Annotated in this window: 12 protein-coding genes; 10 read left to right on the top strand and 2 right to left on the bottom strand. The window is 68.6% G+C overall.

Translation table 11 applies throughout. The annotated features are described in order from the left end of the window. The first annotated feature begins 102 nt into the window (after positions 1 to 102). The 10 genes from FHG66_RS15010 (at position 103) to hslU (ending at position 13,773) form a co-directional block, all read left to right on the top strand. A complete protein-coding gene (locus FHG66_RS15010) occupies positions 103 to 1,722 on the top strand; it encodes a PAS-domain containing protein (protein WP_139077879.1) in 1,620 nt (539 codons plus the stop codon). Between the two features lie 79 nt (positions 1,723 to 1,801). Further along, the gene (gene tsaE, locus FHG66_RS15005; RefSeq protein WP_139077878.1) at positions 1,802 to 2,269 is read left to right on the top strand and encodes a tRNA (adenosine(37)-N6)-threonylcarbamoyltransferase complex ATPase subunit type 1 TsaE; all 468 of its coding nucleotides are present in this window, start codon (positions 1,802 to 1,804) and stop codon (positions 2,267 to 2,269) included. Beyond that, a complete protein-coding gene (locus FHG66_RS15000) occupies positions 2,262 to 3,242 on the top strand; it encodes an aminoglycoside phosphotransferase family protein (protein WP_246082622.1) in 981 nt (326 codons plus the stop codon). Before tsaE ends, FHG66_RS15000 begins: the two co-directional genes overlap by 8 nt. Beyond that, positions 3,239 to 3,919: a nucleotidyltransferase family protein gene (locus FHG66_RS14995; RefSeq protein ID WP_139077877.1), complete on the top strand. Its 681-nt coding sequence runs from the start codon at positions 3,239 to 3,241 to the stop codon at positions 3,917 to 3,919. Before FHG66_RS15000 ends, FHG66_RS14995 begins: the two co-directional genes overlap by 4 nt. A gap of 1 nt (position 3,920) precedes the next feature. After that, positions 3,921 to 6,860: a double-strand break repair protein AddB gene (addB, locus tag FHG66_RS14990; RefSeq protein WP_139077876.1), complete on the top strand. Its 2,940-nt coding sequence runs from the start codon at positions 3,921 to 3,923 to the stop codon at positions 6,858 to 6,860. 43 nt (positions 6,861 to 6,903) lie between these two features. Then, positions 6,904 to 10,329, top strand: coding sequence for a double-strand break repair helicase AddA (gene addA / locus FHG66_RS14985; protein ID WP_139077875.1), 3,426 nt, complete (start codon positions 6,904 to 6,906; stop codon positions 10,327 to 10,329). Positions 10,330 to 10,415: 86 nt separating this feature from the next. Next, entirely contained in the window at positions 10,416 to 10,736 is a 321-nt protein-coding gene (trxA, locus tag FHG66_RS14980; protein WP_139077874.1) for a thioredoxin, read from the top strand. Further along, positions 10,736 to 11,293 (top strand): ATP-dependent protease subunit HslV, encoded by a 558-nt coding sequence (gene hslV, locus FHG66_RS14975; RefSeq protein WP_139077873.1) that lies wholly within the window; start codon positions 10,736 to 10,738, stop codon positions 11,291 to 11,293. Before trxA ends, hslV begins: the two co-directional genes overlap by 1 nt. Further along, on the top strand, positions 11,290 to 12,396 hold the full coding sequence (locus tag FHG66_RS14970) for a hypothetical protein (RefSeq protein ID WP_139077872.1): 1,107 nt from the start codon (positions 11,290 to 11,292) through the stop codon (positions 12,394 to 12,396). Before hslV ends, FHG66_RS14970 begins: the two co-directional genes overlap by 4 nt. Before the next feature lie 69 nt (positions 12,397 to 12,465). Next, the gene (hslU, locus tag FHG66_RS14965) at positions 12,466 to 13,773 is read left to right on the top strand and encodes an ATP-dependent protease ATPase subunit HslU (protein ID WP_139077871.1); all 1,308 of its coding nucleotides are present in this window, start codon (positions 12,466 to 12,468) and stop codon (positions 13,771 to 13,773) included. On the opposite strand, the gene FHG66_RS14960 is transcribed toward hslU, so the two are convergent. Both FHG66_RS14960 and FHG66_RS14955 read right to left on the bottom strand, forming a co-directional pair. Further along, positions 13,761 to 14,594, bottom strand: coding sequence for a metallophosphoesterase family protein (locus FHG66_RS14960; protein WP_139077870.1), 834 nt, complete (start codon positions 14,592 to 14,594; stop codon positions 13,761 to 13,763). The genes hslU and FHG66_RS14960 overlap by 13 nt on opposite strands. After that, positions 14,591 to 15,550, bottom strand: coding sequence for a diacylglycerol/lipid kinase family protein (locus FHG66_RS14955; protein WP_139077869.1), 960 nt, complete (start codon positions 15,548 to 15,550; stop codon positions 14,591 to 14,593). Before FHG66_RS14955 ends, FHG66_RS14960 begins: the two co-directional genes overlap by 4 nt. Positions 15,551 to 15,593: the final 43 nt, after the last annotated feature.

The raw sequence follows: 15,593 nt of genomic DNA, 5'->3' as shown, positions 1-15,593 counted from the left end.
TTGTCACGATCCGGGAGCGACAAGTGCCCATGTCGCGCCTGTTAAGCTTCACTTAACCAATATTCGCCAACCTCAAGTCAGTTCGAAAGCCAGGATGAGGCAGTGCTGCACTTGCTGGACATGGTCGGGGCGGGACTGTTCGCGATGATGGGAGCGGGAGCCATAGCCCTGCTTCTGGAGCGCCGCACCCCACCCTGTGCGAAGCCACCGGTCGAGCGGGACGCAGTGTTCCTGTTCGAAGGCGAGAGCCTCGTTGATGCCAGCCCGGCCGCCCGGCGGCTCCTGCGGACGCAGGGCCACAACGAAGTGGACCTGACGACGCTTCTGGCCCTTCTTGCCCGCAGTTTCGGTACCGACCTGCGACAACGGCTGGCTTCGCTGCCCCCGGCGGGCCGTCTCAGGCTTGCCTCGGCAGACGCCGGCACCCTCGAGGCGCGGGGCAATGCGGCCGCGCTCCAGCTGACGCTCCGGCTGGACGAGAAGGCCCTCGCCAGCTTCGAACGCCTGTCGGTCGACGCGGCCGAGGCCGAGCTCACGCTGCTCAGGGGTTTGGCCGAGAACGCGCCGCAACCCATCTGGATGCTTGATGCTCAAGGCGCACTGTCCTGGGCGAACTCCGCCTATCTGGCGCTGGCCGATCATGTCCGGACCCTCCGTCACGATGGCGCAAAGCCCGGCGCACCGGCACTGATCAGGCCCAATTGGCCCAAGGCGCCGCTGTTCGAGGTTCCGGCAGATCTGGCCGAAGGCGTCTCGGACCAGCGCCGGTTGGCGATCCCGATGCCGGACGGACGTGATCCGCTCTGGTACGAGGTGACCAGCGTCCGCCGCAGCGAAGGCAGCCTGCACTTCGCCACCGATGTCGGCGGTCTTGTCCTGGCCGAGTCGGCCCGGCACCATCTCGTGCAGACGCTGGCCAAGACCTTTGCGCAACTGCGCACGGGTTTGGCCGTCTTCGACAGGGAGCGGCGGCTGGCGCTGTTCAACCCAGCCTTCGTCGACCTGACGGGCCTGCCTGCCGCGTTCCTGAGCGAAAGACCGGTGGTGGCGACCGTGCTCGACCGCCTGCGCGAGGCCAAGATCCTGCCCGAGCCTCGGGATTATCGCAGCTGGCGCGAGAACGTTGCCGCCCTGGAGTCCGCGGCCGAACAGGGGCAGTACTGCGAGACATGGACCTTGCCTGCCGGCCAGACCTACCGGGTGACTGGGCGGCCCCATCCCGATGGGGCCCTGGCCTTCCTGTTCGAGGATATCAGCGACGAGATCGGCTTGACCCGCCGGTTCCGGACCGAGCTCGACATGACCCGGGCGGTGCTGGATGCGATGGATCAGGCGATCGCGGTGTTCTCGGCTACTGGTGTGCTCTCGCTCGCCAACTCCACCTACGAGGATCTTTGGGGTCTGTCGGCGGACGACTTGGCCAAGGCCGATCTGGACAGCGAGCTGACCCGCTGGGAAGCGGCCAGCCTGCCGCTCCCCCTCTGGCGGAGGCTACGCGAGGGGGTCGGAGCACCGGGCAGGACCGAAGGGACGGAGCTGACGCTGCGGCGCGGTGGAGGCCTGATCCTTCGCATGCTGCCGCTCCCTCGAGGGGGAACCCTGGTGACCTTCCGGCCTTGCCCCCCCGAGGCCAGGGAGGACGGTGCGGCCGGTTCCAGAGCGGACGCTGCTGGGCCTCAGGAGATGCCCATCAGCCCGGAACTGCTGATTTCGTCCCTTTAGGATGCAGCACGGCAGAACCTTGATCATTCGGTCCGGTCTGGGGCTGGTGAGCCGGAACGGGGCTGCATAATCTCAGGCGATGCTGCTGGCCGGACCACTCCCTCTTTCCACCGAAGCCGAAACGGCTCGCCTGGCCGCTTGGCTTGCGGGGCGCCTCGTTCCCGGGGACACGATCCTTCTCTCAGGGCCGGTCGGGGCCGGGAAGTCGGCCTTTGCCCGCGCGCTGATCCGCGCGCGACTTGAGGATCCCGTGGCGGAAATTCCTTCGCCCACCTTCACCCTCGTGCAGACTTATGAGGATGGCCGGGACACGATCTGGCACGCCGACCTATATCGCCTGTCCCATCCCGACGAGGTGGCGGAACTGGGCTTGCTGGCTGCGATGGAGGAAGCGATCTGCCTGATCGAATGGCCCGACCGCCTGGGCCCCTACATGCCATCTTCGGCCCTCCGTCTGGAGCTTGCGCCGACGGGCGAGAACTCGCGATCCGCAACCCTGTCGGGGCCTTCGGGCTGGGCCCCTCGCCTGGAGACCCTCGATGGCTGATCTGTCCACTACCGCCCAAATGGCTGATCCGTGCGCCGCCTTCCTGGCCGCCTCGCCCGCCGCGGGGTGGTCGCGCGCGGCCTTGGCCGGGGATGCCTCGGGGCGGCGGTATGAACGGCTGACCTCGCCCGACGGACGTACGGCGATCCTGATGGACGCCCGAGGGGAACCGGCCTCCCTGAGCCCCTTCCTGCGGATCGGCGCACATCTGCGGAGCATCGGCCTTTGCGCGCCCGAGGTGCTGGCCCAGGATGCGGGCCTTGTCCTTCTCGAGGATCTGGGGCCCTGGCACATGGCGGCCTGGCTTGGACAGCGTCCCACGGAATCCGAACTCCTTTGCGATGTCGCGATCGACGTTCTGGTCCGCCTGCAAGCCTCGCGGCCACCGGAGGGTCTGGTGGCCTTGACCCCAATCCGAGCCGCCGGAATGATCGCTCCTCTGTGGGATTACTACACCCCCGGCACGGACCCGCGCGCCGCAGCCGAGATCACCGGACGCCTGCGAGAGGCCTTGGAAAGCCATGCCTCCGACGCCCCTGTGCTGGCCCTGCGCGACTACCACGCCGAGAACCTCGTCTGGCGTCCGGACCGTGCGGGAACCGACCGGATGGGCCTCCTCGACTTCCAGGACGCCGTGTTGGCCCCGCCAGAATACGATCTGGCCTCGCTTTTGCGCGACGCGCGCCGCGACACGGACGCCGCGCTGCGGGCCAGGATGATTCGCCGCTTCGCCGACCTCACAGGCCGTGACGAGGCTCACGTCGCCGCAGCTGCGGCCATCCTGGGGCTTCAGCGCAACCTGCGCATCCTCGGTGTCTTTGCCCGTCTGGCAGGGGAAAGGGGCAAGCCCGGCTACCTGCGCCTGCTGCCCCGCGTTTGGAACCATGTGCAAGGTGATCTTGCCCATCCGGCGCTCCGGCCATTGGAACCGCTGATCCGCGCCGCCGTGCCAGCGCCGCCTGTCCCCGCATGAGCCCCCGCGCCGCCATGATCTTCGCCGCGGGCCTGGGAACCCGCATGGGCGCTCTCACCGCTGACCGGCCGAAGCCGCTGATCGAGGTGGCGGGGCGCCCGTTGATCGATCAGGCGCTGACCCATGCGAAGGATGCGGGCGCAGAGCCGATCGTGGTCAACGTCCACTACCGTGCCGACCAGATGCGCGGCTATCTCGCGGACAAGGGCGTGCTGGTCGCCGATGAGACCGAGCGCCTGCTCGAAACCGGCGGGGGCCTCAAGGCGGCGCTGCCGCTTCTTGGGCCGGGTCCTGTCTGGACGCTCAACAGCGACGCCGCCTGGGCCGGGCCGAATCCTCTGGTCGATCTGGCTGCCGCGTGGAGGCCGGAGATGGAAGCGCTGCTTCTGCTCGTTCCCACGGACCGGGCGCTGGGCTACCGGGGCGCGGGTGACTTCGACCTTGACCCCACGGGGTGTCTCGCGCGCGGGGCGGGTCAGGTCTATACCGGCGCGCAGATCCTGCGCACCGAAGGCTTGGCCGAGATTTCCGAACCCGTGTTTTCCCTGAACCGCCTTTGGGACCGGGCCGCAGCGCGGGGCGGCCTTCATGGCATCGTCTACGACGGCCATTGGTGCGACGTGGGCCGGCCAGAGAACCTGGCCTTGGCCGAACGACTCGTAACCGCGGAGGACTGAGATGTTCGAGTCCCCCGGCCCACGTCTGTTCGCCCTCCCGCCAGGCACCGACTTTGCGACCGAGATGCTGCGTGGTCTTGCCGAGCGTCTCGACGGCGGTCCGCCCGAGGCTTGGGCGCGGGTCACGATCCATGTCCCCACCCGCCGGATGCAGCGCCGCCTCCGCGAGGTGTTCGATGCGGGGCCTGCGCGCATGGTGCCGCGGATCCGTCTGATCAACGATGTGGCGCAGGACCCGATCGGGGCGGACCTGCCGCCCCCTGTTCCGGCGCTGCGGCGCAGGCTGGAGCTGTCGCAGCTCATCGCGGCCCTGCTCGCGCGCGAGCCGGACCTCGCCCCACGCGCCCGTCTTTTCGACCTGTCGGACAGCCTTGCGGACCTCATGGAGGAGATGCAGGGCGAAGGCGTGGCCCCTTCGGCCATCGCGGGTCTCGACGTTGCGGATCTCTCCGGGCATTGGGCCCGGTCGCTGCGCTTCCTGCAGATTCTCGAGCCCTGGTTCGACGCCGAAGGGGCGCCGGACGGCGAGGCTCGGATGCGCCGGGTGATGGAGCGGCTAGAGCGGCGCTGGCTGACCGAGCCGCCCGACGGGCCGGTGATCGTCGCGGGCGCCACTGGATCCCGCGGAGGGACCATGCGGTTCATGGAGGCCGTCGCGCGCCTGCCGCAAGGGGCCGTGGTCCTTCCAGGCTTCGACCCGGAGTTGCCCGGGCCTATCTGGGAGCGGCTGGACGGGCCTCTGACCGGGGAGGATCATCCCCAGTACCTTTACGCTGGCCTGTTACGCCGGCTGCGTCTGGCTCCGGCCGAAGTGCGATCCTGGTCGGCGACGCCTGCCCCGAACGCCCTGCGGAACCGGCTCGTCTCCCTTTCGCTGCGGCCGCCGCCTGTCACAGACCAATGGCTGTCCGAAGGACCTCTCTTGGGCGATCTGGCCCCCGCCTGCGACCGGATCACGCTGATCGAAGCCCCCTCGCCGCGCGCCGAGGCCGAGGCCATCGCGCTTCGGATGCGGCAGGCCATCGAGGACGGGCAGACCTGCGCCCTCGTGACGCCCGATCGCGTCCTGACGCGGGCGGTCGCCGCTGCGCTGGACCGCTGGGGCGTGGCGCCGGACGACAGTGCGGGCGAGCCGCTGCCCTTGTCGCCTCCGGGGCGCCTCCTTAGGCAGGTCGCGGACCTGCGCGGCGCACGTCTTACCGGCGAGGGGCTGCTGTCCTTGCTGAAGCACCCGCTTTGCCATGCAGGAAGCGAGCGCGGCCCGCACCTCCGGCGCACGCACGACTTGGAACTGTCGCTGCGTCGTCGGGGCCCGCCGATGCCCGACGGCGGGACCATCCGCGCCTTTGCGGCGGCACGGCTCGGGCAGGATCACGGGATCGGCCCTTGGGCCGACTGGCTGGCGGGGCTGCTCGACCGCTTCCGCCCGCGCGAGGAGCGGATGCTGGCGGACCATGTCGCCGATCACCTGGCCTTGGCCGAGCTTGTGTCGATGGGCCCTGGGACGACCGGCTCGCCGCCGCTCTGGCAGGAAGCCCCTGGCCGGGAGGCACGGCGGGTCTGCGACCAGCTCGCCCGTCATGCGGACGCGGGGGGCCGGCTGTCGCCTCGCGACTATGCGAGCCTGTTCGACGGTGTCCTGAACACCGCCGAGGTGCGCGAACGCGACCGGGGCCATCCGCAGGCGCTGATCTGGGGCACCCTGGAGGCGCGGGCGCAGACTGCGGATCTCGTGATCCTGGGTGGCATGAACGAAGGCGTCTGGCCTCCAGCCGCGTCCACGGACCCCTGGCTCAACCGCCGCATGCGCGAGACGGCGGGCCTGCCGCTTCCCGAACGGCGCATCGGGCAGGCCGCTCTCGATTACATGCTGGCCTTGGGGGCGCCCGAGGCCTGGATCACGCGAGCCGTCCGCACCGACGAGGCGCCGACCGTGCCCTCGCGCTGGCTGAACCGCCTGCTCAACCTCCTGGAAGGGCTCCCGCACCAGAGCGGTCCCGAGGCCGTCGCAGCCATGAAGGAGCGGGGCGACCGCTGGCTGGCCCGCTCCGCCGCCCTTTCGCGGCCGCTGCACCGCGAGGAAGCCGCCCCTCGGCCATCGCCTCGACCGCCACCGGAGCATCGCCCCAGACGCATCTCGGTCACCGCCATCGAGCGGCTTCGGCGCGATCCCTATTCGGTCTATGCCGAATCGGTGCTGCGCCTGCCTGCGCTTGATCCCCTGACGGCCGCGCCGGATGCGCCGCTGCGCGGGACGGTGATGCACAAGGCCCTTGAAAGGTTCGTGAGCGCCGGAATTGCTCCCGACCGGTCCGACGCCTCCGCACAACTGCTGCAGATGGCTTCCGACGTCTTCGAGAAGGACTGCGCCTGGCCGGTCATGCGACGCCTCTGGCTCGCTCATTTGGCCCGTGTGACCCCCGATTTCCTGGAAAAGGAAGTCGAGCGTCGCACGAAAGCCACACCCCAGCTATTCGAGACCAAGGGCGAAATCGAGGTTCCGGGCCTGGGCATCACCTTGGTCGCAAAGGCCGACCGGATCGACATCACGCCCGACCGGCAAGCCGTGATCCTCGACTACAAGACCGGGCAGGTGCCGACGGAAAAGCAGCAGAAGCAGTTCGCCAAGCAGCTTCTCCTCATGACAGCCATGGCCGAACGGGGCGCGTTCGGGGCCTTGGGCGCGATGAAGGTCTCCGAGGCGTTCTTCGTGGGCCTGGGCTCCAACCCCAAGGTCACGCCCGCGCCGCTTGCGGAGGTCACCCCCGATCAGGTCTGGGACGAGCTCCAGACACTTTTGCGGGCCTGGATGGAGCCCGCCCGCGGCTTCTCGGCCCGCATGGCGGTGGAACGAGAGGACTGGGAAGGGGACTATGACCATCTTGCCAGATACGGCGAATGGGATCATGCGACCCCCGTGACGCCGGAGGACATGGTCTGATAGCGTCCCCCTTGACGCGACCCAGGACACCGCCCTCCGCCGCATGACCGCTCCCCGTCCATCCTTCCTGGCCGACCACCCGGCGGCCGAGCGGCAGCGCCAGGCCGCAGACCCGCGTGCGTCGACGTGGCTGTCGGCCAATGCGGGCTCGGGCAAGACGCGGGTGCTGACCGATCGGGTCGCGCGGCTCCTGCTCGCGGGCGTGGACCCGGCTAACATCCTTTGCCTTACCTACACCAAGGCCGCCGCAGCCGAGATGCAGACCCGCCTCTTCAAGCGCCTGGGCGGCTGGGCCATGAAGGAGGACGAAAGGCTCATCGCCGAGCTGCGCGGCCTGGGCCTGACCGAAGGGCTGGAACCGGTGAACTTGGCCGAGGCGCGCAGGCTCTTCGCGCAGGCGCTCGAAACGCCAGGCGGCCTCAAGATCCAGACCATTCACGCGTTCTGTGCCTCGCTCCTGCGGCGCTTCCCCTTGGAAGCTGGGGTGTCGCCCCAGTTCCGCGAGCTCGATGATCGCGGCATGGCGCTCCTGCGCGCCGAGGTGGCCGAGGACATGGCCGTCGGGCCGCAGGCGCATCTGGTGGATGCCGTGGCGCGGCATCTGTCTGGCGACGCCTTCGAGCGGATGCTGACCGAGATCGCGGGCAAGCGTGACGCCTTCTGGCCCGGCCCTGCCGAGTCCGACCTGCGGGGCCTCCTTGCGTTGCCCGATGGCATGACGGAGGAGACGCTCCTCACCTGCATCGAGGCTGCCGAGCGCCGGCAGCTTCTCCGCGATTTGGTGGCCCTGTGCGGGACCGGCGGGGTCAACGACCAGAAGGCCGCGCGGGCGCTGGCCCGGGTCTGCGAGCATGCGCCCTTTCGGCTCGAATCGTTGGCCGAGTTGGAGAAGTGGTTCCTTTACGGCGAGAGCGCCGAGAAGAACGGCCCCTTCACCGCCAAGCTTGGCGCGTTCCCCACCAAGGCGCTGCGCGGCAAGGACCCGGATCTGGTCGAGCGCCTGGAAGAACTCATGCGCGAGGTAGAGGCCGCCCGTGACCTCCGCCTTTGCCTGCAGGCCCATGCGCGCAATCGCGACCTCCACGCCTTTGCGGCAGCCTTTGTCGAGGCCTACGAGCGCAGGAAGCTGGCCCGGGGGCTTCTGGACTTCGACGATCTCATCGCGCGCGCGCGCAACCTGCTGACCGATCCGGCGGTGGCGCAATGGGTGCTCTGGCGGCTTGATGGCGGGATCGACCACATCCTCGTTGACGAGGCGCAAGACACCTCGCCCGGCCAGTGGGCGGTGATCGAACGGTTGGCGGACGAATTCGCGTCCGGGGAAGGGCGCGATCCCCAGCGCCACCGGACCGTCTTCGTCGTGGGCGACCGCAAGCAGTCCATCTTCTCGTTCCAGGGGGCGGACGCCGAAGGCTTTGACCGAATGCAGGCGCATTTCGGCGAGCGGCTGGGCCGGATCGGTCAGACGCTCCAGTCCACTGCCCTGGAATACTCCTTTCGCTCCTCCGAAGCGGTCCTGCGCGTCGTGGATGCGACCTTCCGGGACCATGAGGGTCTGGGGGACGAGGCGCCCCACCATCTGGCGTTCCGGGCCGGGATGCCGGGCCGCGTGGACCTGTGGGAGCCGGTCGCCAAGGTGGAACGTGCCAAGGACGAGCGATCCTGGACCGATCCCGTCGACTCGGTGGACCCGGAGGACGCCTCCCTGGTTCTCGCCCGACGCATCGCCGGCGCGGTCGAGGAGATCCTGCGTGACGGCACGCTGCCCGTCGAGGTGGACGGCATCTGGATGCGCCGGCCAGTGACGCCCGGCGACGTGATGATCCTCGTGCAGCGCCGGAGCGCCCTGTTTTCGGCCATCATCCGCGAACTGAAGAAGCGCAATCTCGATGTCGCCGGGGCCGACCGGCTCAAGCTGCGCGCCGAACTCGCCGTACGCGACATCGAGGCGGTCTTGCGCTTCCTGGCGCTGCCGGACGACTCCCTGTCGCTGGCGTGCGCGCTCAGAAGCCCGCTGTTCGGCTGGACGGAAAAACAGCTCTATGCTCTCGCCCAACCCCGGCCCGAGGGGCAGAGCCTGTGGGATGCGCTCTGGGCCCGGGGAGAGTCCGAGGCCCGCGCCATCCTCAAGGACCTGCGGGAAAAGGCCGACTTCCTGCGGCCCTACGACCTCGTGAACCGCCTGCTGTTACGGCATGACGGGCGACGGCGGCTCATCGCCCGGCTCGGCCCCGAAGCCGAGGACGGCATCGATGCCTTCCTGTCGCAGGCCCTGACCTACGAGGCCGAGGCCGTGCCGTCGCTGACGGGTTTCCTGGAATGGCGCGGGCAGGACGAGGTGGAGGTGAAGCGCCAGATGGACGCGGCGGGGGACCGCATCCGGGTGATGACGGTCCACGGCTCCAAGGGTCTCGAAGCGCCCATCGTGTTTCTGCCCGATTGCGCCAAGCGCACCGCGCCGCCGCTCTCGCCGCTTTACTCAATGCCGGGTGGCAAGCACGTTCTCTGGGCCTGCGCCAAGGACGACATGCCCGGCGCCATGCGGGCAAGGAAGGCGGCCCTAATCGAGGCCCAGGAGCGCGAAAGGCAGCGGCTTCTTTACGTCGCGATGACTCGGGCGGAGTCCTGGCTCGTGGTCTGCGCGGCCGGGGAATGTGGCGGAGCGGCCGACAGCTGGCACGGCGCGGTGCGCGAGGGCCTGGTCCGGCTGGACGCCCCCGAGCACCCGTTCTTCGATGAACCCGGCGGTCGTCGTTATGGCGGCGGGTGGGACCACCTGCCCATCGCACCACGCCGGGCCCGAAAGCAGCCGTCCGCACCTGTTCCCGCACCGGTGTTCGGTCCGGTTCCCGCTCCGGGAACCCGCATGCTGGCCCGCGCGCCTTCGGACCTGGGCGGGGCCAAGATCCTGGACGGGGAAGACGCGGACCAGGATCCCGAAGCCGTCCGCGCCCGGTCGCTGGCCCGGGGCCACCTTATGCACCTTGCGCTCGAGCACTTGCCGCGCACCTCACCGGACACGGTGCTGGCCCTCTTGGCCGCGACGGAGGAGGCCGCGCTGGCCGGCGACCTGGGCGAGATCGTCATCGAAGCCGAGGCCCTGATCGCTAATCCCGATCTGGCGCCGCTGTTCGGCCCCGGCACCCTGGCCGAAGCCGAGGTCAGCGCCGCCGTCGAAGGGCTGGGCCGGCTTCATGGCCTGATCGACCGTCTGATCGTCACACCCGAGGCGGTCACGGCCATCGACTTCAAGACCAATCGCGTCGTACCCGAAAGCCCGGACCAGGTGCCCGAAAGCATCCTGCGCCAGCTTGGCGCCTATGCGGCGATGCTGGCCGCGCTCTATCCCGGGCGGGAGGTCCGGACGGCGGTGCTCTGGACGCGACACGCCCGGCTCATGGAATTGCCATCCTCCCTCGTCATGACAGCCCTGCAGCGAGCGGTTGACCCGCCGGGGCTCGCGACTTGACGCCTGCCTGGGGCATCCATACCTTCGTTCTCCGACCCCCTGCACCGGTTCAGCCACGGCCCCGGTGCCCTTGAAGGAGAGCCGTCATGGCCACCGTTCCCGTCACCGATGCAACCTTCGACGCCGAGGTCCGCAATTCCTCGGTTCCCGTCGTGGTGGATTTCTGGGCCGAATGGTGCGGTCCCTGCCGGATGATCGGTCCGGCCTTGGAGGAACTGGCGGTCCAGTATGGCGACCGCGTAAAGATCGCCAAGATCAACGTGGATGAGAATCCCGATGCTGCCGCCAAGCTGGGCGTGCGCGGAATTCCGGCGCTGTTCGTCTTCAAGGACGGGCAGGTGGTCTCCAACCGCGCGGGCGCCGCGCCCAAGGCCGCGCTGCAGGCCTGGATCGAATCGGCCATCTGATGGCTGGCGATGATTTCCCCGGCTGGCACGGCACGACGATCCTTGCGGTGCGCAAGAACGGTCGGGTCGTGGTCGCCGGGGATGGTCAGGTCTCGCTTGGCCAGACCGTGATCAAGGGGACGGCGCGCAAGGTGCGCCGCCTCACGCCCGGCGGTCATCAGGTCGTCGCAGGCTTTGCCGGGAGCACCGCGGATGCCTTCACCCTCCTTGAACGGCTCGAGGCCAAGCTCGAAGCGTCACCGGGCCAGCTTGCCCGGGCGGCGGTCGAACTGGCCAAGGATTGGCGGACCGACAAGTATCTCCAGAAGCTCGAGGCCATGCTGATCGTCACCGACGGCAGCACCCTTCTGGTCGTGACCGGCGCGGGCGACGTGCTGGAGCCCGAGAACGACGTGGCCGCCATCGGTTCGGGCGGCAACTACGCCCTTGCCGCCGCACGAGCCCTCATGGACACGGACCTCGACGCCGAGGCCGTTGCCCGCAAGGCCATGGCCATCGCGGCCGAGATCTGCGTGTACACCAACGGCAATCTCACGGTCGAAGCCCTACCGTCATGAACGCGCCCGTCACGTCGGACGACCTGCGCGCCGCCGTGGCGGCCGGGGTTCTGTCCGAGGAGCAGGCGGCACGTCTCGTCGCGCTGTCCCATAGCCGCCGCGGCGCACGCGAAAGTGCTACCGCCGGCGACGAGCCTTTCGAGCTGTTCAAAGGCTTCAACGAAATCTTCATCGTCACGGGCCTCGTCATTCTGACTTTAGGCTGGCTTGGCGTCGTCGCGCTCTGGGCCGCGGCCACCATCGACCCGTCGGACAACCCCGCTTGGTTAGTCGCACAGGTAGCCTTGGCCGGCGCTGCGATCCTTTGGGCCCTGTCCGAATACTTCGTTCGGCGGAGGAGGATGGTCGCCCCGGCCATCACGCTTGCGGTGCTCTGGGCGGGAAACGCGGCTTTAGGCTTCATCGGCGGACAGGCCGGAGAGACGCTGCTGCTGGGAGCCGCCGCGAGCCAAGCCGGCTTCATCGTGTTCCCCTACGGGACCCTGACGATTCCCCTGGCCCTGACCACCTTGGCGGTGGGCGCGTACTGGCTCCGCTTCCGTGTGCCCTTCGCTATGGCCATGATCGCGCTCGGCCTGTTCGCGACGGCCCTGGTGCTCGCCGCCGCACGCGCGGGTACCCCAAGCTCTCCCGCGGACCTGTTTCTCCTGTCGGGCAGCGGCCCCTTTGCTTGGATCACCCTGCTGCTCGGCCTAGGGGTCTTTGCGGTCGCCATGGCCTTCGACATGTCCGACCCACACCGGGTCACACGCCGGGCAGCAAACGGGTTCTGGCTGCATGTGGTGGCAGCGCCTGCCTTGGTGAACACCGTGGCGCTGACCCTTCTGTCGCAGGGAACGGCGCAGGCGAACGTGATCCTGTCCCTTTTCCTGGCCTTCATCGCCCTGGTCGCTGTGGTGATCGACCGCCGCTCCTTCCTGATCGCGGGGGTGGGGTACTGTGTCACGCTGGCGGGCACGGTCTTCGGCGGTAGCGGCAGCGCCTTCACCGTTCTGGTCCTTGGGGTCGTCCTCTTGCTGCTCGGCGCTTTTTGGGAGCGTATCCGCAGGCGTCTGCTGCATCTGTTGCCGTTGCCGGTTCACCGGCTGCCTCCGGCCGCGTGATCGCTCCTTGAGCCTGTCGTACCCAGCGCCCATCTGGGCTTTGACCCATCATTCGACCCAAAGGCCACCATGACCGACCTGACCCCCCGCGAGATCGTCTCCGAACTCGACCGCTTCATCATCGGGCAGGATGCCGCAAAACGGGCCGTGGCCGTCGCGCTGCGGAGCCGCTGGCGGCGCAAGCAGCTCGCCCCCGACCTCGCGCAGGAGGTGACGCCCAAGAACATCCTGATGATCGGGCCGACCGGTGTCGGCAAGACCGAGATCTCCCGCCGCCTGGCGCGGCTGGCCAGGGCCCCCTTTCTCAAGGTCGAGGCCACCAAGTTCACCGAGGTGGGCTATGTCGGCCGGGACGTGGAGCAGATCGTCCGCGATCTCATGGACGCCGCCATCGTCCAGACGCGCGAACAGATGCGCGAGGATGTGAGAAGCCGGGCATTCCAGGCCGCCGAAGATCGCGTCATCACCGCCATCGCCGGAGAGGATGCCCGCCCCGGCACCCGCGAGGCCTTTCGCCGCAAGCTGAAGGCCGGAGAGTTGGATGACACCGTCATCGAGCTCGAGGTGAACGACACGTCCAGCCCCATGGGTCTGCCACCCGGCCTCGACCTGCCGGGCAGCCAGGGCCTTGCGATGGCGAGCCTGGGCGATCTGTTCGGCAAGGCGCTCCGCCGCACGACGCGCAAGCGCACCACCGTGGCAGAGAGCTATGACATCCTCCTGAACGAGGAAGCCGACAAGCTCTTGGACGATGAAACAGTGACGCGCGCCGCGCTCGAGGCGGTGGAGCAGAACGGCATCGTCTTCCTGGACGAGATCGACAAGGTCTGCGCCCGCGCCGAGACGCGCGGGGCCGATGTGAGCCGCGAAGGCGTGCAGCGCGACCTCCTGCCCTTGATCGAGGGCACCACGGTCTCCACGAAATACGGCCCCGTGAAAACCGACCACATCCTGTTCATCGCCTCGGGGGCGTTTCACATCGCCAAGCCGTCGGACCTTCTTCCCGAGTTGCAGGGCCGGCTGCCCATCCGGGTCGAGCTGCAGCCGCTGACCGAAGGGGACTTCGTTCGCATCCTGACCGAAACCGAGAACGCTCTGACACGCCAGTATGCGGGCCTGATGGCCACCGAGGGCGTCGAGGTTACCTTCACGGAGGACGGCATCGCCGCCCTCGCCCGCATCGCCGCCGAGGTGAACCGCAGCGTGGAGAATATCGGTGCCCGCCGGCTCTATACGGTCATGGAGCGCGTCTTCGAGGATCTGAGCTTCGCAGCCCCGGACCGCGGTGGCGACAAGGTCACGGTCGACTCTACCTTCGTGGAAAAGCACCTGGGTGCCTTGATGGCTCGCGCGGACCTTGGCCGCTATGTGCTCTGAGCGAGGCGGGTCGGGGCCATGCCGGACAAGGACTCCCAGGAGCTCTTGGGGTCCGTAAGGTCTCGTGCGAACCAGGCCGTCTCGATCACCTCGAAGGATGGCGTAGCGAAGGCCGCGTAGCGGTCCACTTGGACATGCCCGGCCTCAAGGGTCAGGAAGTTGAGGGTGTTGGCCTCGTTCCGCAGGCGCGTGGACAGCCCGGTGCCCGCTTGAACCAGCAGGATCCCCGGCGCGGCGGTCAGGGGGGCCACGTGCGCGTTGTGCAGATGACCCGTCAGGACGATATCGGCCCCCGCCTGTACCAACGCCTCCACGCCTTTGCCCGAGTGACGCATGAGCCGCTTGTCCGAGCCCACGGGGTGCTCGGGCGGGTGGTGCATCACGACCACCAGCGTTTTCTGCGGGTTCTCGTCATGGGACGCGGCAATCGCCCGAAGCTGTGACCGGCCGATCCGTCCCGCCTGATGGGCGTAGCGGTTCACGGTATTGAGGCCGATGACGGTGACCTCCTCGTCCTCGTGGCGCGGGCAGAGGTCGTGGTGGATCAGGCTGCGATAACGCCCCCACGGGTCGAGAAGCCGAACCACCATGTTGTCCAGCGATACGTCGTGGTTCCCGGGCACGGCCAGCCAAGGCGAGCGAAGTCGGTCAAGGAACCGGGCCGCTTCAACGAACTGGCTTCGCCTGGCACGCTGCGTGAAGTCACCCGAGATCACCACGAGATCAGGGGACAAGCCGGCCGCCAGCGCGATCAAGGGTTCGAGCAGATCGGGCCGGGTGCGTCCGAAATGAAGATCGGACAGGTGGAGAATCCGCCTCATGCCGCCGCCCCGGTGGACTCGGGTGCGTTCTCCGCCCCTGAGGCGGCCTCGGCGGGCGCAAAGACCTCGATGGCATCGTGACGCATCTTCAGCCGGAGCGGGGTCTTCATGCGGATCTTCTCGCCGTCGCACGCCACGGTCAGGTGACGCGAGCGGGTGGCGATGGTCACGTCCTCGGCGCAGACCAGGTCGAAATCGCGTCCTTCGCGCATGCTCCGCCGCACGAGGCGGAACGCCTTGTTGAACATCCCGACACGGCCGGTGTCATGCGCCACGAACACCGCGAAGCGTCCCTGGGCCACGCAGTCCACCCCGGCGAGACCGAAGCTCTCGAGCTGGTAGGCGGACCGGGCCACGAACAGCAGCGGCGTTCGGACCCGGATCTCTTGGCCATCAGCCTGCATGTTGAGGAACAGGGGCCGCTGGAAGCGCACGAAGGTCTTGACGGCGGACCAGTGCGCCGCGATCCGGCGCCGCCCCCAGCGGGCGTACACGTCCTCGCGGGCGCGCAGGATGGCGGGATAGATGCCAAGGCTGATATTGTTCAGGAAAACGTGGCCGTTGACGTCCCCGACCGACACCGACCTTGTCAGACCGTCAAGGATCACCCGGGCGGCGCCCGCCGGATCCTCGGGGATGCCCAAGCCCCGCGCGAAGTAGTTGAAGGTCCCGAGGGGCAGAACACCGAAGTGGCGTCCCGAGCCGGCGACGGCTCCGGCCACGGTCATGATGGTTCCATCCCCACCTGCTGCGATGATGGCGTCGAACCCGTCCCGCACGGCTTGACGGGCGGCGTCGTTGATGTCCTCGCCCTTGACCCGCCGTAGCTCGGCCCGCTGGCCCAGCACCTCCATGGCAGCCTTGATCGCATCCGCCTCGCGGCTGTTCCGGCCTGAGCCTTCGTTGCAGATCACGCAGATCCGGTTGGGAGCGACGTGGGTCGTTTGATCTGGCATGATAAGTCCGTGGCTTGGCGCGACGTGCGCTGCAGCGCAACGC

It is taken from the genome of Rubellimicrobium rubrum (assembly GCF_006152115.1).
Classification (GTDB): domain Bacteria; phylum Pseudomonadota; class Alphaproteobacteria; order Rhodobacterales; family Rhodobacteraceae; genus Rubellimicrobium; species Rubellimicrobium rubrum.
Note: the sequence above shows the minus strand (reverse complement) of the source record. Positions and strands in the feature narration are given on the sequence as shown.